Below are 23,894 nucleotides of genomic sequence, written 5' to 3'. Positions count from 1 at the left end.
CTTCTGTTGAGCATCTGTCAATTTTTTAAGGTTTTAAATTTAATTTTATCATAATTTTTTGTTATCTTTTAGTTAAAATTTAATCACCATTAAGTCAGACGGTATGAAAAAATCAATTTTACTTATTGCATGTTTTGTTGTGTTCTTAATGGCGGGAAGCTTCAAGGGACTAGAACATAACCGTCCCACAATTGAGGGAACTTGGGAACTCCAAAGTTTTTATAATTATGATGGACAGAACGTGACGGATACCCTTCCAAAATCGGATGGGTATAGACAGGTTAAAATGTATTCCAAAGAGAAGATTATGTGGACCCGATATGTTCCGGATGATCCCAACGGTCGATTCGGGTATGGTTCTTATCGCATTACCGAAGACCAACTTATAGAGGTCATCGAATATGGGGATGATGAAATGATGAAGGCTTTGGATACCATGAGGAATTTTACATTCGAGCTGATCTTGAATGAGGATACCTTTAGCCAGATTTCGGTAGATGCCGATGGCAACCGAACTTTTTCAGAAAACTACAGACGGATTGATTGAGTTAGCATTCCACAAAAAAAGGCACTGAAATTCAGTGCCTTTTTTAACAAGTTTTCCTAAAAGAGTTTAGGATGCTATCATTTCCTTGCTTTCCACTGCGGCCAAGTAACGCTCAGCATCCAATGCCGCCATGCATCCAGTACCTGCGGCCGTTACGGCTTGCCTATAGATTTTGTCCTGTGCATCACCACTTGCAAACACACCGGGTTTGTTTGTCCTTGTGGATTTGGCTTGCGTGATGATATACCCTGTTTCATCCAATTCCAGTTGCCCTTTGAATATATCGGTGTTGGGTTTGTGTCCAATGGCGATGAACAAACCTGTGATGGCAATCTCCTCTTTCTCCCCGGTTTGGTTATTTAGAATCCTAAGCCCTTCTACCACTTGGTCACCCAATACCTCATCCACTTCTGAATTATACCTGACCTCAATGTTGGCAATGCTGTTTACCCGATGCTGCATGGCTTTGGATGCCCTCATATGGTCCTTGCGCACCAACATGGTCACTTTTTTACAGATATTCGCCAAGTACGATGCCTCTTCTGCGGCAGTATCCCCTGCTCCAACAATGGCCACTTCCTGACCTTTGTAAAAGAAACCATCACAAACCGCACATGCCGATACACCGCCACCACGCAAACGCTGCTCACTTGGAATGTTCAGATATTTGGCAGAGGCACCAGTGGAAATAATAACCGTTTCGGCCTCAATCAATTTGGAATCGTCTACGGTAATTTTATGCAAACCTCCCACTTCATCACTAAAATCAACTGCAGTCACCATCCCGATCCTTACATCGGTACCAAAGCGTTCTGCTTGCTGTTGCAATTGCATCATCATGGTTGGGCCATCAATACCCTCTGGATAACCTGGGAAGTTATCCACCTCAGTAGTGGTGGTCAATTGTCCCCCAGGTTCCATACCCGTATACATCACTGGTTTCAAATCTGCCCTTGAAGCATAAATTGCGGCGGTATAGCCCGCTGGACCTGAACCAATGATCAGTGTTTTTATTCTTTCAACTTGTTCTGACATAACAAAAATTCCTCAATGCATTATGTTACAAAAGTAGGTTTTTTGTGCAAAAACTTACAGTGGCACGGTTCTACGATTTCTTAAAAGATGTGAACAATTTCCGTGAATAAGATTAAGGGGTGTAAAATCAAGGAAAAACAAAAGGAGCCATTTCCATAGCTCCTTTTCAAATAAAGTAGGTCAAATTTATGGGAAACATATATTTGATCTTTAAAACCGTTGCAACCAAGGGGGCTCAACCTCAAAAACCCCCATGGCGCAACGTAAACCTCGTTCATGATAAGATTTGGGGCAAAAGAACCTTGGTTCCCTACAAACACCCCGTCCTATTTTTAAGGAGGCTTTGCGTTAACTGGAACAAACATACTATGGTCACTAGATATAGAAAGGAACCAATTAACAAATGGGGCATCTGCTTTAACGGATGCCCTATTTGAATTCATAGTCCTAAAAAGAGTAGGTTGTGTAAGAAATTATATGCTAAAATCGTAATTGACTGACTAAAAACGAGTTAGTTAAAATCCAAGGTTACTGTACGTATTTCAGCTTACGTTCAATGGTCTCGATCATTACATTGGCAATATCCATGCCAGTAGTATTCTCTATGCCTTCCAATCCTGGCGATGAGTTCACCTCCAATAACAATGGCCCACGATTGGAACGGATAATGTCAACCCCAGCTACATCCAAGTTGAGCACTTTGGCCGACTTAATGGCCAATTTGCGCTCTTCCGAAGTAATTTTTATGAGGGATGCCGCACCGCCTTGGTGTATGTTTGCCCTGAACTCCCCCTTTTGTGCCTGCCGTTGCATGGAGGCCACTACCTTGCCATTGACCACAAAGCAACGGATATCCTGACCGTTGGCCTCTTTGATGAACTCCTGTACCAAAATATTGGTCTGCACACTCTTGAACGCATTGATAACACTCTCCGCAGCCTTGTTCGTTTCGGCCAAGACCACTCCTTTCCCCTGGGTGCTTTCCAAAAGTTTGATGATCAAGGGAGCCCCGTTCACCATTCGGATCAAATCTTTGGTGTCCATAGGTGATTTTGCAAACCCTGTAATAGGTATGTGGATATCGTGTTTGGAGAACAATTGGGAGGCAAAAAGTTTGTCCCTCGACTTACTGATAGAATCTGCCGAGTTCAAGCAATAAACTCCCAAAGTATCAAACTGTCTAAGCAGTGCACAACCGTAAAAGGTAACGGAAGGCTTGATCCTTGGAATCACTGCATCGAACTTATCCAGTATGTTTCCCCCACGGTACCTAATTTCGGGTGAGGTGGCATCCAATTTCATGTAAACGTTCTCCACGTTCAAAAAAACCACCTTGTGCCCGCGCATTTCACCTGCCTCAATGATCCTTTTGTTGCTATACAATTCTGGATTACTGGCCAAAAGCCCAATGCTCAGTCCCGTTTTATCGGATTGGTATGGGCGGTATTTATGTGATAAATCGTCATCGGAAATGACCCCTTGGTTAAAACTTTTAGAAGGATCTACCAAATACCTACCGTTCAAGGCTTCGCGACCAAGTAACATCCTATATTCCATGGTATCTCGGTTGGCAAGGGTAAGTTCAATTTCGAAAACAGTACCGCCAATTTTCACCGGTGTTTTGATCACGGGCCGCTCCTCAGAAATGCCTTGGGAACTTTTCACACTCCTAACATCTACCAATTTGGCCTGGCAAAGTATGGAGATGCTCCTATTGTCCTGTAATGGGTTTACCTCAAAGCGTACCCAATCTTCCAAACCCTTGGTAAAAATCTTGATTTTGTTGGCCTGTATGGATGATGTCTTCGCCCCGGAATCCACCCTTGCCTTTATGGCTGGTATCCCCAATTCTTCAAATCGGCACCATTCCTCACTGCCCAATACTTTATTGTCTTTCAAAATAAGTTGATGTTAATTGATTATTCTCATGATAAACAGATCAACAACCTCTACTAAAATAAGTATGATGATGATCCATTCCAATCTGTTGCTTTCCCTATGATCCATGATGTCCTTAAACAGACTCAAATTCTCTTTAATGATAAAGCCCTGCTCCTTGATGGTGCGGTACCGCTCCTTTAAATCAAAGATCTGTTTTAGGTGCTTATCCAATTTATCCAAATACTCGTCTTCCCAAGCCACTTCGGGGGAATCAAAAATATAGAGGTTCTCGGAAATCTGGTTGTTGATGTTCAATACCCTTGCGATATATTTCTTTAATTTCTTTCCCCCTAAATCCAATCTCCCGTGCTGTTCCAAATAACTGGTATGCAATCGGGTCTCGTTCATGATCTGATCGGACAGTCCTTCAAAATAATCCAACGCCACAGATTGGGATAAGTGCAACAAGGCCAATCGTATGCCCTCTACATTCGATCCGGGCAATAGAATTTTATTGTTTGTTACCCTTGAGGCCTGCTCGCTGGACACCCATTCTATTTGAATTTCTTCCGTAAGCTCGGACCTACGCCATTTGACACAAAAGGGTTGAAGATCGGCAAATATTTCGGAAACGGTGGTTTCCGGCAATCCATAATAGGACACGATCCCATACTTAAAGATATAGAGGTAGCCCAAAGCTCCATCCGAATAGAACAGTTCGTCCCTGTCACCATACAAAAGTTCCTTATCAATGGCCCGTCTGCAACCAGATATGTCGATGCTTTCGGCTATATGTAAGGCTATGGCTTTGGAATCCATGATTTAAGTTGCGAAAATATCCTTGGGATCTTTAAAGCTTTTGAATTCCACCATGTAACCGTTAGGGTCCTGTACGAAGAATGACAAGTGTTCCCCTATTCTATCCTGCATAAAGGTGGTCTCCGTAGTAATCTCAAGATCCATCTGGAACAATCTGGAATACAATTCGCCCCAAACCTCAACAGGTACGATTACCCCAAAGTGGAAGGATGGCAAGATATAATCTTCCAAACGGTAGTTCTTAAAATCGAAATTGAAACTACCCGATTGGGTAAAGGTCAACTGGTTACCAAAAAGGTCTACATCCAGCCAATGCTCTGCCTGCCTGCCAATACCAGCTTTGATCACATCCAAATAAAAGGTCCTTGTTTCTGCAATATCCTTACATGGCAATGCGAGGTGGAATTTTGTATCCATCTGAATTTTGTTTCTTTAAATTTCTACCCAAACTTTTGAAATATGACCTAACGGCCGTACGATCCATTTTGTCCATAAACGGCAAAGCTTCTTTCCACTCCAACCACAATGCTTCTTCAAACTTGTGTTTTTCTTTGACCTTTATGCTCTTTTGCTTCAATTGAACCAAATAATAGTTTTTTAACACGGTCTGGAACTTGCCCTTTTTAACATGGGAGAGGTAAAATTGCAATTGCTTGTCTGTAAGCTTCAACTTTATTTCTTCCCCAACTTCCCTGATCAAGGTCTCCGATTCGGTTTCTTTCTTCTTCTTAACTCCTCCAGGCAAGGTATACCGGAGTGGTCGGGCTACTTTTTTCAGCACCAGGACTTTATCCTTATGAACGGCAATTAGTCGGGATTTGATCAATTTTTTCATAATGGGCCCTTTTGATTTTTGTTCTACTCCTCATCGGAGTCCTCCAAACCATCTGTGTCCAAAGATGTTTCACCGTCGTTGCCAGAAATATTCTCCGAGTCGTCATAATCCTCCATGGCCATCACCAATCGCTTGCTCACGCGAACCAAATAAGCAGTGTCCTCGGTACGCACCTCGATACATTCCACCACTTCATTGTTAGCGTTGCGATACGTCACGATATCGGCGTCGTCATATCCTTCGGGGTATTTTTCCACCAAAAGGTTAAGGATATGATTGTCCAGCTTTTTGCAATCAACAATTACACGTTTTAAAGCCACTGTTTGTCTGTTCCTCATCATCACATATCTAAAAGGTAGGCAAAAATCAATGGTGCCACAATGGTAGCATCTGATTCCACAATGAACTTGGGTGTATCAATGTCCAATTTGCCCCAGGTAATCTTTTCATTCGGAACGGCCCCTGAATAGGATCCGTAACTGGTGGTGGAATCACTGATTTGGCAGAAATAGCTCCAAAAAGGGGTTTCGGTCTGTTCCAAATCTTGATATAGCATGGGTACCACGCAAATGGGGAAATCCCCCGCGATACCTCCACCAATCTGGAAGAACCCAATTCCTTTTTCGGAATTTTTCTGGTACCAATCGGCCAAAAAGGCCATGTATTCAATACCGGATTTCATGGTACTTGCCTTCAGTTCTCCTTTGATCACATAACTGGCAAAAATGTTGCCCATGGTGCTGTCTTCCCAACCTGGAACCACAATGGGCAGGTTCTTCTTGGCAGCTGCATACATCCAGGAATCCTTGATATCAATCTCATAATATTGCTCCAAAACCCCGGAAAGCAACAATTTGTACATAAACTCGTGTGGAAAATAGCGTTCGCCCTTATCTTCAGCATCTTTCCAAATTTCATAAATATGCTTTTGCAATCTCCTAAAAGCTTCTTCTTCAGGGATACAGGTATCGGTAACCCGGTTAAGGCCCTGCTCCAATAGGTCCCACTCTTCCTGTGGGGTCAAATCCCTGTAATTGGGAACCCTTTTATAATGGGAATGCGCCACTAGGTTCATCAGGTCCTCTTCCAAGTTGGCACCGGTACAGGACACGATGTGCACCTTGTTGGTACGGATGATCTCGGCAAAGATCTTTCCTAGTTCCGCAGTACTCATGGCACCGGCCAAGGACACCAACATTTTGGAACCTTGGTTCAACTGATTTTCATAACCTTTGGCGGCATCCACCAAGGCGGCTGCATTAAAATGCAAATAATACTTCTGAATAAATTGTGATATTGCTCCTTTGTTGCTCATTTTACTAGTCTATCGGGTTTTGGATCTTCTCAAATTTCATTTTCGTCCTTCACCCTATTTTCATTCTTGATTAATTTCTTTTCAATGCCAACAGACTTTATGTCTTATCCTCAATTTTTGCTGGGTACTGGCAAGGCTTTGGACTTCACCAATGAACCGGTTTCTTTTTTAGCCCCATATCCTAAGATGGAAAGGAATTGTTGTGCCGTCTGCTGCTCTGCAAAAACGGTTGTTTTCATGTTGCCCTCTTCATCCTTATCGATTAGAACGTGTTTTGGATGTGGAATCAAGCAGTGTTGCAACCCTCCAAAACCACCAATGGTCTCTTGGTACGCCCCTGTGTTGAAAAATCCAATATATAGTGGCCTATCCCTTCGATATTTGGGAAGATAAATAGCGTTCATGTGCTGTTCGGAATTGTAATAATCGTCACTATCACAAGTTAATCCGCCCAGTAGTACACGCTCATACTCATCGTTCCAACGGTTAATGGATAGAGTGATGAACCTTTTGCTGATAGCCCAAGAATCTGGCATGGTGGTAATGAAAGATGAATTGATCATGTTCCATTTTTCCCTGTCGTTCTGTTGTTTTTGATACAATACTTCGTAAATGGTACCGCCACTCTCACCAACGGTAAAACTGCCAAATTCGGTAAAAATATTGGGCACATCCACCCCAGCCTCATCGCAAGCCTGCTTGATCTGATGGATGATCTCATCCACCATATACTCATAATCATATTCGAAGGCCAAGGAATTTTTGATGGGGAACCCACCGCCAATGTTCAAACTGTCCAAAGTGGGGCATACCCTTTTTAGGCTGATGTATACCTTTAAACATTTTAAAAGTTCGTTCCAGTAGTAGGCCGTATCCCTGATACCGGTATTGATAAAGAAGTGAAGCATCTTCAGCTCTACTTTATCGTTGGTTTTGATGGACTGATTGTAAAAAGGCACTATGTTCTTGTAACCAATCCCTAAACGAGACGTATAGAACTCAAATTTTGGCTCTTCCTCGGAGGCAATCCTGATCCCTACCTTAAAATTGCCTTCTATTGCATCGCTCAAAAGCTCTATTTCCTCATAATTATCAATAATTGGAATACAGTTCTTATGACCATTGTTGATCAACCCAGCTATATTCTGGATGTATTGATCCCTTTTGAAACCGTTGCAAATTACAAAGGTATTCTTGGTAATCTTGCCACTTTTCATCAAGTGTTGCACGATGTCGATATCAAAAGCCGAAGAGGTTTCAATATGGATATCATTTTTAAGGGCCTCGTTCAGCACATGCTCAAAATGGGAACTCTTGGTACAGTAGCAATAGTGATAGCTTCCCGCATATTTATGTTTTTTCATGGCACTCTTGAACCACTTTTTGGCCCTTTGGATATTATCCGAAATTTTGGGCAAATAGGTGAATTTGAGCGGGGTACCATATTGTTGGATCAAACCGTAAAGATCTATGCCATGGAATTGCAGTTTATTGTCTTCCAACTGAAATTCTTCTTGGGGAAAATCATAGGTCTGTTCGATCAAATCGATATATTTCGTTTTCATTCTAATTTTCGTATTGAGGATTAATTAATACAATAAAACATTAAAAGCCAGAACAATGACTGGTTCTCAGATACGAAATTCAAAAACGGTGTATGGAACAAAGTTAGGGGTCCGTGAAATATCACGGATTAAGGGGTGTTTTTCGGAAGTCAGCCCTAAGATACGGTGTCTTATCCCTAAGACGGCTTGGGGGATAGACTTCCTTTTTCCCAAAAGCCCGATCATGAAAAAAAATTTCAACGCTAATAGGCAAATGCGTCCAAATATTAAGGACCCATTCATGGATCAAACATAAACAAAAAACAAACACCGCAACTTTTTTACCGAAAAATAATTTTCAATAATAAATTGCTGTAATTCAATAATTTACATACACGAAAATCCAAGAACGTCGCTATTGAATATAGCCTCATATCATAAAGATACGACTGCCAACGGAAATATTCCCATGTTTTACCGAGAAATCCGGTTTTCTATCCCACTAATGGTGGCCTATCATTGATGAAAGGTTGGCTGTAATGTCTTCTTCCTGTTGCTTTGTACAAGGCATTTGCCAAGGCTCCAACAATAGGCGGCAAGGAAGGTTCACCCAATCCAGTTGGGTCTATTCCATTATCCACAAAAAAGGTTTCCACTTCCTTAGGTGCCTCTGTATTTCTGATCAACCTGTAGGTATCAAAATTGCTTTGGTTCGGTTTCCCATCTGTAAAGGTCATAGCACTATACGTAGAGTGTCCAATACCGTCCACAATACCACCTTCCACTTGGTTTTTGGCACTCAATGGGTTGATGACAATTCCGCAATCCACGGCACACCAAACTTTGCCTACTCTTGGAGCTCCACTGCCTTCTTCCAGATCCAATACCTGGGCCACATAGGAATCATGACAGAAATAGGCGGATACCCCTCTGGACTTACCATTGTCCATTCCGTTCCAATTGGATTTTTCCTTGACGAGTTTCAATACCCCGGCATAACGTTCAGGGTCATAATCGTTTTGTTTAGGATCACCCACCGGATTGTTGATGGCACGATCGAACAACTCTAATCTGAACTCGATCGGATCTTTTCCTGAAGCCTCCGCCACCTCATCCATAAAAGCTTGCTCGGCACCAGCAATAAAATTGGAACGTGGTGCACGCCATGCCCCAGTGGTTACATTGGTCTGCAACACATGTTTTTCCGCCAGGTAATTGTCCACTGCTCCTGCCGGGAATCGATTTTCCCAAACCAAATCATCATTGGTACCAGCACCACGTACATGCCAGGCGATCAGGTTGCCCTTTTCGTCCAAACCTGCTTTGTATTTTATTTTGTATGAAGGGCGATATGTTCCTTGGGTCATATCATCTTCCCTAGAATACACCAATTTCACCGGGGCGTTCATTTTTTGGGAAATGACTGCAGCCTCCACAGCAAAGGTTCCGTAGAGTCGGCGACCAAAGCCACCACCCATACGGGTCATCATGATATCAATTTTCTCCGCTGGCATCCCCAATCGGGATACCAAGGTTTTTTCCAAAAACTCAGGGGTTTGAATGGGGCCCAACAGTTCTGCCTTCTCTGGTGTAACGTGCGCAAAAAAGTTCATGGGCTCCATGGTATTATGCGCTAAATATGGTGCCGTATAGGTGCTTTCCACAATTTTGGCCGCTTTTTTAAAGGCCGCTTCCACATCGCCATCCTTTCTGGCTGGTTGTTCCGTGGGTTTATTCATTAGGGCAGCCAAGGCTTCATCATGGTAAGCAGAACTCTCCAATTTTGAAATTTCCTCCCATTCTACCTGTAATGCTTTTTTGGCCTGCATGCATTCCCAAGTGCTATTGCCCACAATGGCCACCAATTCGGGGATTCCTCCACCATCGGACCATTGCTTTTCAACCTCATCAGTATAGGCCTCAAAATGGAACACATCCTTTATACCTGGCATGGATTTCACCGATTCGGCGTTCATGCTTTTATATTTCATTCCAAATGCGGGAGGATGCACAATCATGGCGGTGAGCATTCCTTCCCTTTGAATATCCAAACCGTATAAGGGCTGACCGGTGACAATCTTGGGTCCATCCACATTTTTCTTGTCCGTTCCAATAATACTGAAGGTATTGATATCCTTAAGTTCCACTTCCTCGGGCACTTCAATAGCCGTAGCGGCTGATGCCATTTCGCCATAACCTGCCAATTTACCACTGGCCTCATGCATCAACTGGCCTTCCTTGGTGGTAATCTCACCAGCAGGAACCTCCCAAGCTTTGGCCGCGGCTTCCTTCAACATATGCCTTGCCGTGGCCCCCGCCATGCGAAGGCTCTCCCACCCTTGACGGATGGACTGGCTACCACCGGCCAACTGGCGGGTAAATATATCGGTGTTCAACGGTGCCTGTTCCACGATGACATCTTTCCAGGCCACGTCCAACTCTTCAGCAATGATCATGGGCATTGCCGTTTTTACGTTTTGTCCAATCTCTGGATTGGGTGACATGATGGTTACCAACCCGTTATCCCCTATTTTGAGGAAACCGTTCAGGTTAAACCATTCCTTGGGCAAACTGCTCACCTGTTCAGGTGTCATTTTACAAGAGGCCAGCCAATTGAAACCCAATACCAGACCTCCACCGGCAAGCCCGGTGTTTCTGATAAAGGCACGTCTTCCTATTTTTGTTTTAACTAGTGTCATTTTTTCTAGGTTTTCAGGTGGGTTGGATTATGAATTCGCTGCCATTTTAACGGCTTTCCTAATACGCAGATAAGTTCCACATCTGCAGATGTTGCCATTCATGGCCATCTCGATTTCTTCCTCTGTCGGATTTGGATTTTTTTCCAAGAATGCCGCTGCGGTCATGATCTGACCGGCCTGACAGTATCCACATTGGGGAACATCCACTTCCAACCATGCTTTTTGAACAGGATGGTCACCATTTTCAGACAAGCCTTCTATGGTGGTTATGGCCTGATTGCCCACTGCTGACACTGGTAGCATACAGGCACGTGTTGCCGTACCTTCCAAATGGATGGTACATGCACCGCATTGTGCGATCCCACAACCATATTTTGTTCCGACCAAATTCAAATGGTCCCTTAAAACCCAGAGCATTGGCGTGGTAGGATCCACATCCACCTCTTGTTTCTTTCCGTTGATGTTCAGTGTAAATAGTGCCATGATATAAAAATTCCCTTGAAGTTATGGATTTATTTTAAAATGCTTATATCCTCCGTTAATATCCTTAAAAAAATTAACATTGCATTTGCATTTTTCAATATTCATTGAATAAAGTGCAAATAATCGGGGCCGTAAATTTTATGGCAAAACCTACAAAATTCAAACAACTGATATTTTGAGGTCGAAGAAACGAGTTTTAAGGTACTACGAGACGTAACCGTGCAAATACCGGAAGGTGATCCGAAGGGTATCGGCAGTCTTTCGAGTCGCTCAAAATCGCACTTTTTAGAACCTCAACATTGTTTGGGGAGACGAATATGTAGTCTATCCTCCGCTCCACAGGTTTATTGAACTCAAACCCGTTGAAGGTACCATTAGGGCCAAAGGCATTTTTTCCCACAGCGACATGGGTGTCCGTCATTTCTCCCAAAATTACTTGCACCCCAGAGCTGTCGCTTTCCAAATTGAAATCACCCGTCAAAATAACAGGCAGACCATTAGGATTCAATTCTTTCATTTTTTTTAGGATAAGTTTGGAGCTTTCTGCCCTTGCCGTTACCCCCACATGATCAAAATGCGTATTGAAGACCATGAACTTGCTCCCATCCGCCTTATTTTCAAAAAGTCCATACGTACAGATACGGGGCAAGGCGGCATCCCATCCTTTGGATGGTACATCTGGAGTTTCGGACAGCCAAAACGTGGAATGCTTTAAAACGTTGAGTTTTTTGGTATTATAGAATAGAGCGGAAAACTCACCACGGTCATCACCATGATCACGCCCTATACCAACATAGGTATAGTCGCCAAGCCCTTGGTCAATATCCTTGAGTTGATGCACCAACCCCTCTTGCGTTCCAAAAACATCCGGGGCATAAAATTGCAATTGCGAAATCAGGAATGCCTTCCGGTTGTCCCAATTGTTGGGTTTGTCGTTGGGATTGTCATATCGGATGTTGTAAGTAATCACATCTATGGTCTGGCCATTAGCACCGACCATCACTACAAAAAGCAATAGGGCAATTAAATATTTTTTCATTGGATAGGTGTTCCTCTCAATTTTTTAAAGACTTCATAGGCATTATCGACTTTTTCCTTTGGAGTGGTCTCAAATTCCTTTTCGGTCACTTTATAAACAGCTTGCAAGCTATCCAATTTTTGGTGCATGGAGGTTATGATATCTTTATATTCTTCGTCATTTATGGCATTATGTACTTCGTGGGGGTCTTTTTGAAGGTCATAGAACTCCCATGCATCAATGTCATCATAAAAATGGATGAGTTTGTAGCGATCCGTGCGCACCCCATATTGCCTTTTCACCATGTGGAATGCCGGAAAATCATAGTAGTGGTAATACACGGCATTCTTGAAATCGTTTCCAGTTCCATCCAATACATGCCTAAAGGACTGACCTTGCATTTCCGATGCATATTGTGGCCCGCCTGCCAAATCCAAAAAGGTAGGGGCAAAATCAAGGTTCTGCACCATCGCATCGATTTCTGTTCCCGGTTCGATGACTCCTGGCAATTGCATCAGCAAAGGCATTTTCATGGATTCCTCATACATAAAACGCTTATCGAACCAGCCGTGCTCGCCCAAATAAAATCCTTGGTCAGAGGTATATACCACCAAAGTATTTTTATCCAACCCTGTTTTTTCCAGATAGTCCAAAATCCTACCAACACCTTCATCAACAGCTTTTATCGTGGCCAAATATTCCTGAAGAAACCTTTGTCCTTTCCATTCGGCCAGTTCTTTGCCATGAAGGTTGGCTTCCCAAAAGGCGTTGTTTTTGGGCAGATAGGCTTCGTCCCAAATTTTACGCTGCTCGGGTGTCATACGATCAAAATCGATGGTCCATGGATTTTGGGCCAATTCCGTACTTCCAGGGCCTTTGCTCATCCTAAGATCGTGCCCTTCGTACATATCGGTATAAATGGTTTGCAATTGTTCAGAAGCCGCCTGTTGGTTAACAAACTCTGGAAAATACGTTTCCGGCAACGGAAAGGTAATGGTGTCGTAGGCGTTCAGATGTCGCAGGGCCGGCATCCAATTTCTGTGAGGTGCCTTATGGTGCACCATCAAATAAAAAGGCTGTGCGCTGTCTCGGTGCTGTAACCAATCCAGACTTTTATCGGTGATCAAATCCGTGGCATAGCCTTCAACTATAGTGGTGTCGCCCCCGGAAATGAACTCGGGATTGTAATAATTGCCCTGATCGTTCAAAATATCCCAATAATCAAATCCTGTGGGTGCACCATGCAAATGCCACTTCCCAATAATCCCTGTCTGATACCCTAGCTCTTTCAAATATTTGGGTAAGGTTGGCTGTCTGCCATCAAACTGCTCGCCATTCATGCGAAAACCGTTGATGTGGCTCAATTTTCCCGTTAGGATCACCGCCCTACTTGGTCCGCATAAAGAATTGGTACAGAAATTATTCCTGAAAAGGGCCCCATTTTTAGCAATGCGATCTATATTGGGCGTAGGGGCCAATTTCCCTAATTCATGTCCATACGCACTGATCGCCTGAAAAGCATGGTCATCGGACATGATGAAAATAATGTTCGGCGGACCAGCTGCCACTTCTTCTTTTTGTTTTTCCTGTTGTTTACAGGCAGAAATCAACAATAGCAGCAGAATGGCTCTTTTCCAATACATATTTACAGTTTTTAGGTTGATGAAACAAAAGTGCTGTACAGCACTTTGTTCACCATTATTTCAATATAAATGATTTTGAAAGTTGGGCATCGGAGTTGGTCCCAACAAACACCTGAAACGCTCCTGGCTCTGCCACAAAATCCAATTGGCCGTTATAAAATTTCAAATCATCAGGGGATAGGGTGATGGTCACTGCCTTGCTCTCCCCTTTTTTCAATAGTATCTTTTGAAAACCTTTCAACTCGCGTTTTGGCGGGGTTATGCTTCTTACCTCATCCTTCAAATACAACTGTACCACTTCTTCCCCATCAAAATTTCCGGTATTGGTCACTGTAACTGTAGCAGAAATCGATTCTCCCTGACCTATGCTAGTTTTGTCCAATTTTAGATCCGAGTATTCAAAGTTGGTGTAGCTCAATCCATATCCAAAAGGCAATAATGGGGAATTGGGGGAATCCAGATAATTGGACCTGAATTTTTGGAACTCTCCATTTTCAGGGGCAGGCCTACCCGTGTTCTTGGCGCTGTAATAAATAGGGATTTGACCCACATTCCGTGGCCAGGTAACCGTCAATTTTCCAGAGGGATTGTAATCCCCAAAAACCACATCGGCAATGGCATTGCCCGCCTCTACACCAGGGTGCCACACCTGCAAAATGGCCACGGGCAATCCAAATTCATCAGGAATGGTTAAGGGTCGACCGCTCATCAATATCAAGGCAACAGGTTTTCCTGTCGCCACCAAGGCACGAATCAATATTTTCTGACTTTCAGGAATTGAAATATCGGTGCGGCTGGCTGCTTCCCCGCTCATTTCGGTAGCCTCTCCTACAACGGCCACCACAACATCAGAATTCTTGGCCAATTCCACTGCCTCATCCACCATCACTTCTTGGGAACGTTCATCGATTTCTATTCTTGGACCGAATACGTTCACATGTTCTGCGAATTCCTTATCATCTGAAATATTGGCTCCCTTTGCATACTTAATCGTTGCATTGGGGGCCACATTCTTGAATCCTTCCAAAATGGTCACAGCCAAACTTACATCTCCCGTAGGTGCCCAGGTACCCAACATATTGTTCCTGCTATCTGCCAATGGCCCTACCAAGGCAATCTTTTTGCTTTTTTGAAGGGGCAAAATATTGTTTTCATTTTTCAACAGAACAAAGGAATGGGCGGCCAAGGTACGGGCCAATGTCCTGTTTTCCGTAGTTAAAATATCCTTCGCAGGACGTTTGCTGTCCAAATAACGATATGGATCCTCAAAAAGTCCAGAAACGTATTTGGCTTCCAAAATTCTTCGGCAGGCGTTGGTGATCGCTTCCTCGGTCACCTTGCCTTCTTCCAAGGATTTTTTCAGGGTAGTGAGGAAGCCTTCGCCAACCATATCCATATCCAAACCTGCATTCAGAGCCAATGCGGAAACCGCTTGCAAGTCACCTAATCCGTGAGGGATCATTTCGTTTAGTGAGGTGTAGTCGGAAACCACAAATCCACTGAATCCCCATTTATCACGAAGTAAATCGGTCAACAACCACTTATTTCCCGTGGCAGGGATTCCATCCACATCATTGAAAGAGCTCATGACACTGGCCACACCAGCATCCACAGCGGCTTTGTATGGGGGCAAGTACTGGTTGAACATCTTAATCTTGCTCATATCCACGGAATGATAATCACGGCCAGCTTCGGCGGCTCCGTACAGTGCAAAGTGTTTTACGCAGGCCAACATGGTATGGGCCGCGGCTAAATCGTCTCCTTGATAGCCCTTTACGGTTGCCTCGGCTATTCTGGAGCCCAAATAGGGGTCTTCGCCTGCACCTTCAGCAATCCTTCCCCAACGCGGGTCTCGGGCAATATCCACCATAGGTGAAAAGTTCCAGTTGATGCCATCTGCCGTAGCTTCCCTTGCTGCCATTTGGGCCGCTTGTTTCACCAAATCCATATCCCAACTGGATGCCAATCCCAAAGGGATAGGGTACGTTGTCTTGTAGCCATGGATCACATCGGAACCGATAAGCAAGGGGATTCCCAATCGGCTTTTTTTAACGGCTAGCTCTTGCGCCACCCTTACTTTGTCGGGTCCAGCAACCCCAAAAAGACCGCCTACCTCACCGGCCTTGATCTTGGTTTCCACATTTTTGCTCACCACCTCACCGGTGGCCACTCCACCTCCAGGGGTCAACAGGTTCAACTGACCTATTTTTTCCTCCAAGGTCATTTTTTGCAAAAGTGCCTCAACCTCGGGAATCCGTTGTTGGGCCTTAGCGGTAGCCAAAGTGACCGCCAAGAGGGCGAAAAGTAATTTTCTATAGTACATGATCAGGTTGTTTTGTAGTCGTAATTATTCTGATTTCACAATGGGTGTCCGTTCCGAAATCCCATTGTTGTTGAATGCTTCTATCTGAAAATAATAGGCATCCGTTCGGTCCATTCCGGAAAAATAATATTCGTTTTTTCCATAGACCATGATACTTCCGTAGAGTTTGTCCGGAGACTTGCCAAAATAGATGATGTAACCATCGGCCAGATCGTTCTGTTTCCAGCGTAGCCATGAATTTCTGCGCTCTCCAAACTTTTTGGGATCTGTCCTAAGCACAATAAAATCTTCCACGGAATTTGGTTTTTCACCAGCTCCCTTGCCAAAGACCCTAAAACCACTCAGGGCAAACTTCCCTGTCGGCATTTTGATGTTTTCCATTTTCAGGTAGCGTGCCTTGGCAGGATTTTTTAGTTCGATGTAGTCATGGGGCACATCGGTCTCGTTCTTGCTTTTATCGATCAATACAGACCATTTTTTACCGTCGAGGGAACTGTAGATCTTGTATTGATGGTAGACACCTGATGATTTTCCCATAAATTCCACATCTTGATCCGCATAATTGATTTGGATGGCATTAATGGTAGAAACATCACCAAGATCCGTCTGGAACCATTCCCCATTGTTTCCCGTTTTGGCACTCCAGTAAGTCTTCATATCCTCATCAACCGCGTAATTGGAAGTATAACCTCCCAAGGTTGAAGAAGTTTGGACTGGTTTGTTATAGTTCAGCACCATCCAACCCGTGAAGAGTCCCTGAACGTGATTGGCATTTTTTTGAGGAAGATAGGTTGGGTAATCGCCATAAGCGGTGTTGCAATACATGATATCATCTTGATCAAAACCGGCTGGCCAGATACCAATGCGGCGTTCAAAATTGTTCTTTTGGTTCAGAATGATGGTAGACACGTGCCACCAATTTCCAAAAGTATCTTGATAAGTGGCCCCATGACCAGCTCCCCGGGCAAATCCTCCGGGTTTGTAGGCAAAAGGATTGTGGGATTGATATTCGAAACGATCCAAAGGCATTTCACTGATATACACCCCATCGGCATAGCCGCTGAATTCCGTACCAGGACCTCCGTACTGCAAATAGTACTTTCCGTTGTGTTTGGTCATCCAAGCACCTTCCATAAAGGGCTGTAAAAAGGTATTGTCGTTGTATTCACCAAAACGTTCCCATCCATGGTCTTCAGGAACCAAGGAAATCAAAGGTTTCACGTAACCTTCGGACTGTAATGTCTTGGTGTTGATCTCTGTTCCCAATATTGGGAATACGTTGCTGGATCCCCAGTACATGTAAAGTTTGTCCGTATCGTCTTCATATAAAAATCCGGGATCCCAAGCTCCCGCTTTGAGTGAATCCACGGCAATTTCCCAATTATCCGTGGTAGGGTCCTTACTCTTCCACATGGAAAAAGCAGGTCCATGTGTAGATCCGATCAAATACAGTTCATCTTTCATCACAAAGGCTGCAGGGGCACAAAGTTCATCGTAGGTTACGTTACGCTCCCTTAAAAATTTGCGCGGAACAAAGTTCCAATGGCACATATCATCACTATACCAATAACCCCATTGGTTGGTGGAAAACAGGTAGTACTTCCCTTTAAAGGTCACAATAACAGGATCTGCGGTGGCCCTATGTTTACCGTGGGTTGCCAAATTAGGAATTGGCGTGTACCCATAATCTATGTTAATGGGATTGCAATAGGTTCGCTGTTGTGCCTCAACCAATAATGGCGACATGGTCAAAAACACAACGAATAAGGAAGTTAAAAGTGTTCTTGACCCCATGGCTACTGATTTTGTTTTTTGTGAGCAAACAACCAAGGCAACAACTCGGGTTCTGCAAATGCGGGATCCCAGCTATTGTGATTGGCAAAATCATATAAGGTGAATTTTGGAAAAACCCCTGTCTTCAATAAGGCAGCAACCATTTCCATGGACTGCAATGGGTTCACCACATTGTCCTGTGCCCCATGAAATACCCATAATGGAGTATTCTTGGCATAAACCGACACCGAATTGGGGTCACCTCCACCACAAATGGGGATGGCAGCAGCGAACGTATCCGGCTTTCTGTTCAACAATTCAAAAGTGCCCATACCGCCCATAGAAAGACCCATTAAGTAAACTTGGTTATCGTCAGCATACGGTTGTTGGATGGTACTGTCAAGCAAATCCATGACCATACGCATGGGTGTGGTTGGTCCTTGGTCATATTTGAATTTCAAGTGGATGGGATAGGTACTTCGGTCCACATCTACATTGGACCAATAGCTTTCTTTGGGACACTGTGGAAAAATAACGATGGCAGGATATCGTTCTTGAAGGTAATCGGTTGCGAATAATTTTCCTCCATGTACCAACTGACTTTGATTATCATTGCCCCGTTCCCCTGCTCCATGCAAAAACAAAATGACCGGGTATTTTTCCGTTTCCTTGAAGTTCTTGGGATACATGATCCGATACCTTAAGGTATCGTTCCCTTGCACGAGTATCTTTTCCTCATACTTGGATTGCCACTGGGCATTGCCCAAGGCAAATCCCAAAAATAATAGCGATAATAACAGTTTACTTTTCATATCAAAATCCGAGTTTTGTTAGTCCTGCCTTCACATCTTCGTTGCCCATGAACAAGTTCCACAGTAAACCTGAACGGTAATTTTCGATCATGATGATCTGTGGTCCTTGGTCAATGGCCAAATAGGCTTCTGCGACCCAAAAATTATTTTCCGGACTGAAGGCATCGTAAAATCCGGCCGGACCTAAAAGCTTATCCTTGTTCTTGTAAAAATAGTGCATTGCTTTTAAAGATTCCTGAGGAGTGTACGGAATGGAACTGATGGCCGCAGTTGGTGAAATCACTCCTGTATCATTGGCAGGGCTGTGGGCATTATACCCCAAGCTACCATCATTATTCCTAGTATAACTGGCTGTCAATCCCCAACAATCTTCCCCATAATCTTCAAAACCTTTTGGGTTGGTGACACAATAGGTATAATTGATCTTGGAATGGTTCACGTTTACATCCCAATAATCCACATACTCATCTGAAAGGGTCTTGGGGTTAAGTCCCAAATAGGAGTAATGGGCCCAGAATAGAGGTCCGCCAAATTGTTCGTTCCCATTATGTTTCACCAAAAGGGGAAAACCATATTGGGTATTCGCAGATTTGATTCCACCACCCGATGCCCAACCATTGGTGTATACCGGTTTTTCAATGCTATAATCTGGTGATGCCGCTGCTAAAACATAGGTAATCAACACCTCGTTATAGCCTTTTAACTGCAGGTTAATGTCGAATCCGAAATTGGGACTCCAATGCCAATACAAAACGTTTTGATTTTGAGTATACCAATTCCACTCTACTCCCTTCCAAAGATTATCGGCCTGCTGGGCCAATGCTTTTTCTTCATCAGAACCGTTTTTGAAATATTCCTTCACACAGATGAGTCCTTGGGTCAGGAAGGCGGTTTCCACAAGGTCGCCACCATTATCCAAACTGCTAAATGGGATGACGGCCCCGGTTGAACCATTGATCCAATGGGACCATGCTCCGTGAAAACGATCTGCATTTTCCAAAAAATCCAACAGCGTGGTCAATCGGTCCACAGCTTCGCTTCGGGTAATGAACCCGCGTTCAACACCTACCAAAATTGCCATAAGACCAAAACCTGTCCCACCAGATGTTACCACCTCGGCATTGAGACCTGGGTCCTTGGGATGATACCTTTCTTTGGCTCCACCTGAATTAGTTTCGGCATAATCCCAGAAGTATTTAAAGGTTTCTTCTTGTACCAAGTCCATCAAATCATTATCGCTAATGGTTGGCACGTTGTTGGACCCATCATCAGGAATTTCAGGTGTTGTGGGAATATAGGTATAATCGTCTCCCCCGCCACATGCCATGATCAGCATTATCAGGGTTGACAGAAATAAGTTTCTTTTAATCATCTTGCTTTAAAAAGGGTGATTGAAACCCTAGCTTTTTAAGTCCGTTCTGGACGTCTTCATTTCCCATGAAAAGGTTCCAAAGTAAACCGGTTCTGTAATTTTCGATCATCACGGGAATAGGTCCTTGATCTATGGCCAAATATCTTGGCAAATACCAGCTATGCTCTTCACTAAAGGCATCATACGGGCCATACTTCCCTATCAAACTATCTTGTTGGGTATACAAATGTCTTAAAAATTGCTTGCTTTCCTCCGGTGTATAAGGCATGGATGACAACGCTGCTGTTGGAGAAATTACACCCAAATCATCACCAGGTCTGTGCCCTGCGTAGCCTTTCATGGAATAACTGGAGGTCAATCCCCAGTTGTCTTTCCCATAGCCTTTGTATTTTCGGGGATTGTCCAAGGCATATTTGTAATGGATCATGGCATGGTTCACGTTCAGTTTCCAGTAATCGGCATATTGATCGGTCAATCCTTTTGGATCCAATCCCAAGTAGGAATAATGGGCCCAAAACAATGGCCCTACCGGAGCCTTGTCATGTTCGTAATGGTTCAATTCGGTTTCCAGACCGTAATAGACGGTGTCCTTGGCAATTTTACCATTAAGCGCCCAACCTTTTTCGTAAACCGATTTTTTAATAGGATGCGTAGGCGATGCAGCTGCCAAAACATACATGATGAGACATTCGTTATAACCCCCAACTGGAAAGTTCATTTCCCATTGATACTCTGGGCTCCAATGCCAATACAAAACATCTTGACCCCCTTTGGTGTACCAATCCCACTCCACTCCTTCCCAAAGTTTTTGGATTTTTTGGGCAAGTGCCTGTTCCCTTTCGCTTTCATCCTTAAAATATTCCTTGACAGCCAAAAGTCCTTGAACCAAAAAAGCGGTTTCCACCAAATCCCCTCCGTTATCCTTTTTACTGAACGGAGTTACCTTTCCGGTGGACAACATCCAATGTGGCCATGCCCCATGAAAGCGGTCTGCCTTTTCCAGGAAATCAACAATTTTCTCGTAACGTTCCAAAGCTTGTTCACGGGTGATGAACTTGCGTTCCACACCCACTAAAATGGCCATCAGACCAAATCCGGAACCTCCAGTGGTAATGATATCCTTATCGTTATAAGGGTATTCATTATCCATGTGAAGGCGTTCCCTTGCCAAGCCTGAAACAGGTTCCGCACCATCCCAAAAATATTCAAAGGTCTGATACTGAACAGAATCCAGCAACGCTTCGTCTGAATAGGCAATGGTATCGTTACTAGTTGGTGTTGATTCTTCCGCTTTTTCAGTTTTATGGCCATTGCACCCTATCAGCATGGATGCAACGGCCATTGGAATTAAAACTAACCTCATAAAAACTAACTAACTCAAATGGTTTGTGCCAGTAATAAGCACTTACTTGTTCATGATTTCTTGAATCTCTTCTTGTGTCAAAGCTCTATCGAATAGATAAAGATCATCGATGAAGCTCAAGTCCGATAGGTGGTTCCAACCAATAAAGTTTGGCGCTCCCGATCCTACGGATAGGATGGAACAATTTGCCCAACTGATGGTTTTACCGGTCATATCACCCATATTGACCACAGGTTCCCCGTTGAAATAAATCTGGGTAGCTGTATCGGTCACAGTAAAGGCAATGTGTACCCATTCACCAGCGGTTACATCGATTACATCCCCATCGTTCCAAACATCACCTCCATCACTACCAACGTGAAGTTTAATGCGTTGTTCTGTAGCACTTCCTTCACGGAAAAGACGGAAACCAGCGGAAAGATCATTGTCTGCTCCGTTCATTGGAGGGCTTACCGTTAGGATACCAGCCCTGTCTGGATCGGCATCTACCTTGTACCAGAAAGCACCGCTGAACTGATTGGCAAACAATCCATCAATTGGGAAGGTCAAATAAGAATCCGTGGCACCAGCAAAGGCATCGCTGCCCACTCGACTTTCGCCAGCAAACCCAGGAGTACCCACAACTGCAGGAGCTAAATTGTTATTGGCATCGGTATTGGTTCCATCGAAAGGTAAATAAAGGGTAGATCCAAAGTTTTTTGGGGTTACCTGTCCACCGTACACCTCGGCAACCTCTTCCGCGGATAATGCCTTGTTGAAGAATCTTAGATCATCAATGGCACTATAATCGGATAAGTGGTTCCAATAAGAGAAGGTTGGTCCGCCAGCACCGATGGTAAAGGTATCACAGCCTGTCCAATCTATTGGTGCGGACATGGCCGAGCTCAACACCTCGGCACCGTTAAAATAAATGGTGCTCTTATCGCTGGCAATGGTGAAGGTCACGTGCACCCACTCCCCAGCGGTTACATCAATAACGCCACCATCGTTCCAACTTTCGCCTCCACCGGTACCAACGTTCAACTTGATACGCTGCTCTGTGGCACTTCCTTCACGGAACAATCTAAATCCTTGGAATCTATCCACTTCATCATCGCCAATAGTGATGATACCTGCCCTATCTGGACTAGCATCTACCTTGTACCAGAACGATCCACTGAATTCTGTGGTCATCAATCCATCTGCAGGATAGTTGATATAAGAATCCAAAGCACCCATATAGGCTTGGTCACCAACGTAACTGTCATTGGTGAAATCTGGCGTACCTACTTGGGAAGCAGCTTTGCTTCCAATCAAATCGATATAATCCCCATCAAATGGCATATACAAAGACTCACCAGCGAATTGTGGAACATATGGATTGGCAGCATTGATCATGATTTGTACATCGCTCTGTGTCAACGCTTTGTTGAAGATGCGTAATTCATCTATTTCACTATTATCTGAAAGGTGGTTCCAATAAGAGAAGGTCGGTCCACCAGCACCGATTACCAATTGTTCGCAACCTGTCCAATCAATTGGAGCGGAAAGGTTTGCACTCAACATTTCTATACCATTGAAATAAATGGTACTCTGTGTTTGGGAGATGGAAATGGCCACATGTACCCATTCACCAGCAGTTACATCGATCACGCCACCGTCGTTCCAGCTTTCGCCGCCACCGGTACCGACGTTCAACTTAAGCCGTTGCTCTGTGGCACTTCCTTCGCGGAACAAACGGAATCCTTGGTTTCTGTCGGTTTCATCATCACCAACAACCAAAATACCAGCCCTATCCGGAGTAGCATTGACTTTGTACCAGAATGCGGCACTGAATTCGCTGCTCTTTAGGTTATCCATCGGGAAAGTCAGGTAGGCGTCCGTAGCTCCCATGTAGGCATCCGCCCCAAGGAACCCTCCTCCTGCAAAACCGGGATTGCCCACTTCGCCAGCTTCTTCAAAGCTGATGAAGTCCATATAATCCCCATTGAACGGCATGTAGAATACCTCGCCATCAAATTGGGCGCTATACGGAGCAAGTTTGGCAAAGTTGACCTCTTGTGTAGTGGTCTTTCCTTCCAAATCGGTTGCGGTAACGGCCACAACGTGGTCGCCATTACCCAAACCATTATATGTCACTTCTTCCAAAACAATCCTATAGTCAGTAAAAGAACTGAAAGTGGCTATTTGGGTTCCATCCATCGAAACTTTTACGTTGGCAACCTCAATATCGTCGGTAACCTCAAACTTGATGGTAATGGATGTTTCTTCCTCAAATGGCATCAATTCCACTCCTTCGGTCGGGTAGGTAATGGTAACCTGCGGAGCTGTGGCGTCCACTCCGGCGTCAACAGCCGTTATTGGGTCGATCCCCTCGTTACAGGAAACCACCAGAAGACCCAAAAGGAACCATATGGATTTAAGTACGTATTTCATCTTGTGCTGTTTATTTA

General features: G+C 44.0%; 19 protein-coding genes. 1 reads left to right on the top strand and 18 read right to left on the bottom strand.

Annotated features, from left to right (window positions below):
* Positions 1-103: 103 nt before the first annotated feature.
* On the top strand, positions 104-547 hold the full coding sequence (locus GTK07_RS10970) for a hypothetical protein (RefSeq protein ID WP_163635295.1): 444 nt from the start codon (positions 104-106) through the stop codon (positions 545-547).
* A 66-nt stretch (positions 548-613) separates the two neighbouring features.
* Here the strand turns inward: GTK07_RS10970 and trxB are convergent, their stop codons facing one another.
* The 18 genes from trxB to GTK07_RS10880 all read right to left on the bottom strand — a co-directional run bounded on the left by trxB (position 614) and on the right by GTK07_RS10880 (position 23,877).
* On the bottom strand, positions 614-1,582 hold the full coding sequence (gene trxB, locus GTK07_RS10965) for a thioredoxin-disulfide reductase (protein WP_163635294.1): 969 nt from the start codon (positions 1,580-1,582) through the stop codon (positions 614-616).
* A 528-nt stretch (positions 1,583-2,110) separates the two neighbouring features.
* Entirely contained in the window at positions 2,111-3,481 is a 1,371-nt protein-coding gene (rimK, locus tag GTK07_RS10960) for a 30S ribosomal protein S6--L-glutamate ligase (protein ID WP_163635293.1), read from the bottom strand.
* Between the two features lie 12 nt (positions 3,482-3,493).
* Positions 3,494-4,282, bottom strand: a complete 789-nt coding sequence (locus tag GTK07_RS10955) for an RMD1 family protein (RefSeq protein WP_163635292.1) — start codon at positions 4,280-4,282, stop codon at positions 3,494-3,496.
* Positions 4,283-4,285: 3 nt separating this feature from the next.
* Entirely contained in the window at positions 4,286-4,699 is a 414-nt protein-coding gene (locus GTK07_RS10950; protein ID WP_163635291.1) for a VOC family protein, read from the bottom strand.
* Positions 4,665-5,117 carry an NUDIX hydrolase gene (locus GTK07_RS10945; protein ID WP_163635290.1) on the bottom strand — a complete coding sequence of 151 codons (453 nt, stop codon included), beginning with the start codon at positions 5,115-5,117 and terminating at the stop codon, positions 4,665-4,667. Before GTK07_RS10945 ends, GTK07_RS10950 begins: the two co-directional genes overlap by 35 nt.
* 23 nt (positions 5,118-5,140) lie before the next feature.
* Positions 5,141-5,458 carry a hypothetical protein gene (locus tag GTK07_RS10940; protein WP_313790802.1) on the bottom strand — a complete coding sequence of 106 codons (318 nt, stop codon included), beginning with the start codon at positions 5,456-5,458 and terminating at the stop codon, positions 5,141-5,143.
* Positions 5,458-6,432, bottom strand: coding sequence for a deoxyhypusine synthase family protein (locus GTK07_RS10935; RefSeq protein WP_163635289.1), 975 nt, complete (start codon positions 6,430-6,432; stop codon positions 5,458-5,460). The genes GTK07_RS10940 and GTK07_RS10935 overlap by 1 nt, the downstream gene beginning before the upstream one ends.
* A 110-nt stretch (positions 6,433-6,542) precedes the next feature.
* Positions 6,543-7,997 carry an arginine decarboxylase gene (locus tag GTK07_RS10930; protein WP_163635288.1) on the bottom strand — a complete coding sequence of 485 codons (1,455 nt, stop codon included), beginning with the start codon at positions 7,995-7,997 and terminating at the stop codon, positions 6,543-6,545.
* Positions 7,998-8,470: 473 nt separating this feature from the next.
* Positions 8,471-10,675, bottom strand: a complete 2,205-nt coding sequence (locus GTK07_RS10925; protein ID WP_163635287.1) for a xanthine dehydrogenase family protein molybdopterin-binding subunit — start codon at positions 10,673-10,675, stop codon at positions 8,471-8,473.
* Between the two features lie 27 nt (positions 10,676-10,702).
* A complete protein-coding gene (locus GTK07_RS10920; RefSeq protein WP_163635286.1) occupies positions 10,703-11,158 on the bottom strand; it encodes a (2Fe-2S)-binding protein in 456 nt (151 codons plus the stop codon).
* Positions 11,159-11,354: 196 nt separating this feature from the next.
* Positions 11,355-12,197, bottom strand: coding sequence for an endonuclease/exonuclease/phosphatase family protein (locus GTK07_RS10915; RefSeq protein ID WP_163635285.1), 843 nt, complete (start codon positions 12,195-12,197; stop codon positions 11,355-11,357).
* Entirely contained in the window at positions 12,194-13,819 is a 1,626-nt protein-coding gene (locus GTK07_RS10910) for a sulfatase family protein (RefSeq protein WP_163635284.1), read from the bottom strand. The genes GTK07_RS10915 and GTK07_RS10910 overlap by 4 nt, the downstream gene beginning before the upstream one ends.
* A 55-nt stretch (positions 13,820-13,874) precedes the next feature.
* Entirely contained in the window at positions 13,875-16,142 is a 2,268-nt protein-coding gene (gene bglX / locus GTK07_RS10905; protein ID WP_163635283.1) for a beta-glucosidase BglX, read from the bottom strand.
* Positions 16,143-16,166: 24 nt separating this feature from the next.
* A complete protein-coding gene (locus GTK07_RS10900) occupies positions 16,167-17,936 on the bottom strand; it encodes a discoidin domain-containing protein (protein WP_163635282.1) in 1,770 nt (589 codons plus the stop codon).
* A 2-nt stretch (positions 17,937-17,938) separates the two neighbouring features.
* Positions 17,939-18,727, bottom strand: a complete 789-nt coding sequence (locus tag GTK07_RS10895) for a carboxylesterase family protein (RefSeq protein ID WP_163635281.1) — start codon at positions 18,725-18,727, stop codon at positions 17,939-17,941.
* Between the two features lies 1 nt (position 18,728).
* Positions 18,729-20,063 carry a glucoamylase family protein gene (locus tag GTK07_RS10890; RefSeq protein ID WP_417939212.1) on the bottom strand — a complete coding sequence of 445 codons (1,335 nt, stop codon included), beginning with the start codon at positions 20,061-20,063 and terminating at the stop codon, positions 18,729-18,731.
* A 28-nt stretch (positions 20,064-20,091) separates the two neighbouring features.
* Positions 20,092-21,462, bottom strand: coding sequence for a glucoamylase family protein (locus GTK07_RS10885; protein ID WP_163635279.1), 1,371 nt, complete (start codon positions 21,460-21,462; stop codon positions 20,092-20,094).
* Between the two features lie 42 nt (positions 21,463-21,504).
* Complete coding sequence (locus GTK07_RS10880; RefSeq protein ID WP_163635278.1) at positions 21,505-23,877, bottom strand: LamG-like jellyroll fold domain-containing protein; 2,373 nt, start codon at positions 23,875-23,877, stop codon at positions 21,505-21,507.
* Positions 23,878-23,894: the final 17 nt, after the last annotated feature.

Origin of the sequence: Flagellimonas sediminis (assembly GCF_010500845.1) — a bacterium.
GTDB classification, from domain to species: domain Bacteria; phylum Bacteroidota; class Bacteroidia; order Flavobacteriales; family Flavobacteriaceae; genus Flagellimonas; species Flagellimonas sediminis.
The sequence above is the reverse complement of the archived record's forward strand: the minus strand, read 5'-3'. Positions and strand labels throughout refer to the sequence as shown.

Bases quoted from the DNA above. Each gene is read 5' to 3' on its own strand.
- GTK07_RS10970 (WP_163635295.1), top strand. From the start codon at position 104: ATGAAAAAATCAATTTTACTTATTGCATGTTTTGTTGTGTTCTTAATG.
- trxB (WP_163635294.1), bottom strand. From the start codon at position 1,582: ATGTCAGAACAAGTTGAAAGAATAAAAACACTGATCATTGGTTCAGGT.
- GTK07_RS10955 (WP_163635292.1), bottom strand. From the start codon at position 4,282: ATGGATTCCAAAGCCATAGCCTTACATATAGCCGAAAGCATCGACATA.
- GTK07_RS10950 (WP_163635291.1), bottom strand. From the start codon at position 4,699: ATGGATACAAAATTCCACCTCGCATTGCCATGTAAGGATATTGCAGAA.
- GTK07_RS10945 (WP_163635290.1), bottom strand. From the start codon at position 5,117: ATGAAAAAATTGATCAAATCCCGACTAATTGCCGTTCATAAGGATAAA.
- GTK07_RS10940 (WP_313790802.1), bottom strand. From the start codon at position 5,458: ATGATGAGGAACAGACAAACAGTGGCTTTAAAACGTGTAATTGTTGAT.
- GTK07_RS10935 (WP_163635289.1), bottom strand. From the start codon at position 6,432: ATGAGCAACAAAGGAGCAATATCACAATTTATTCAGAAGTATTATTTG.
- GTK07_RS10930 (WP_163635288.1), bottom strand. From the start codon at position 7,997: ATGAAAACGAAATATATCGATTTGATCGAACAGACCTATGATTTTCCC.
- GTK07_RS10925 (WP_163635287.1), bottom strand. From the start codon at position 10,675: ATGACACTAGTTAAAACAAAAATAGGAAGACGTGCCTTTATCAGAAAC.
- GTK07_RS10920 (WP_163635286.1), bottom strand. From the start codon at position 11,158: ATGGCACTATTTACACTGAACATCAACGGAAAGAAACAAGAGGTGGAT.
- GTK07_RS10915 (WP_163635285.1), bottom strand. From the start codon at position 12,197: ATGAAAAAATATTTAATTGCCCTATTGCTTTTTGTAGTGATGGTCGGT.
- GTK07_RS10910 (WP_163635284.1), bottom strand. From the start codon at position 13,819: ATGTATTGGAAAAGAGCCATTCTGCTGCTATTGTTGATTTCTGCCTGT.
- bglX (WP_163635283.1), bottom strand. From the start codon at position 16,142: ATGTACTATAGAAAATTACTTTTCGCCCTCTTGGCGGTCACTTTGGCT.
- GTK07_RS10900 (WP_163635282.1), bottom strand. From the start codon at position 17,936: ATGGGGTCAAGAACACTTTTAACTTCCTTATTCGTTGTGTTTTTGACC.
- GTK07_RS10895 (WP_163635281.1), bottom strand. From the start codon at position 18,727: ATGAAAAGTAAACTGTTATTATCGCTATTATTTTTGGGATTTGCCTTG.
- GTK07_RS10890 (WP_417939212.1), bottom strand. From the start codon at position 20,063: ATGCTGATCATGGCATGTGGCGGGGGAGACGATTATACCTATATTCCC.
- GTK07_RS10885 (WP_163635279.1), bottom strand. From the start codon at position 21,462: ATGAGGTTAGTTTTAATTCCAATGGCCGTTGCATCCATGCTGATAGGG.
- GTK07_RS10880 (WP_163635278.1), bottom strand. From the start codon at position 23,877: ATGAAATACGTACTTAAATCCATATGGTTCCTTTTGGGTCTTCTGGTG.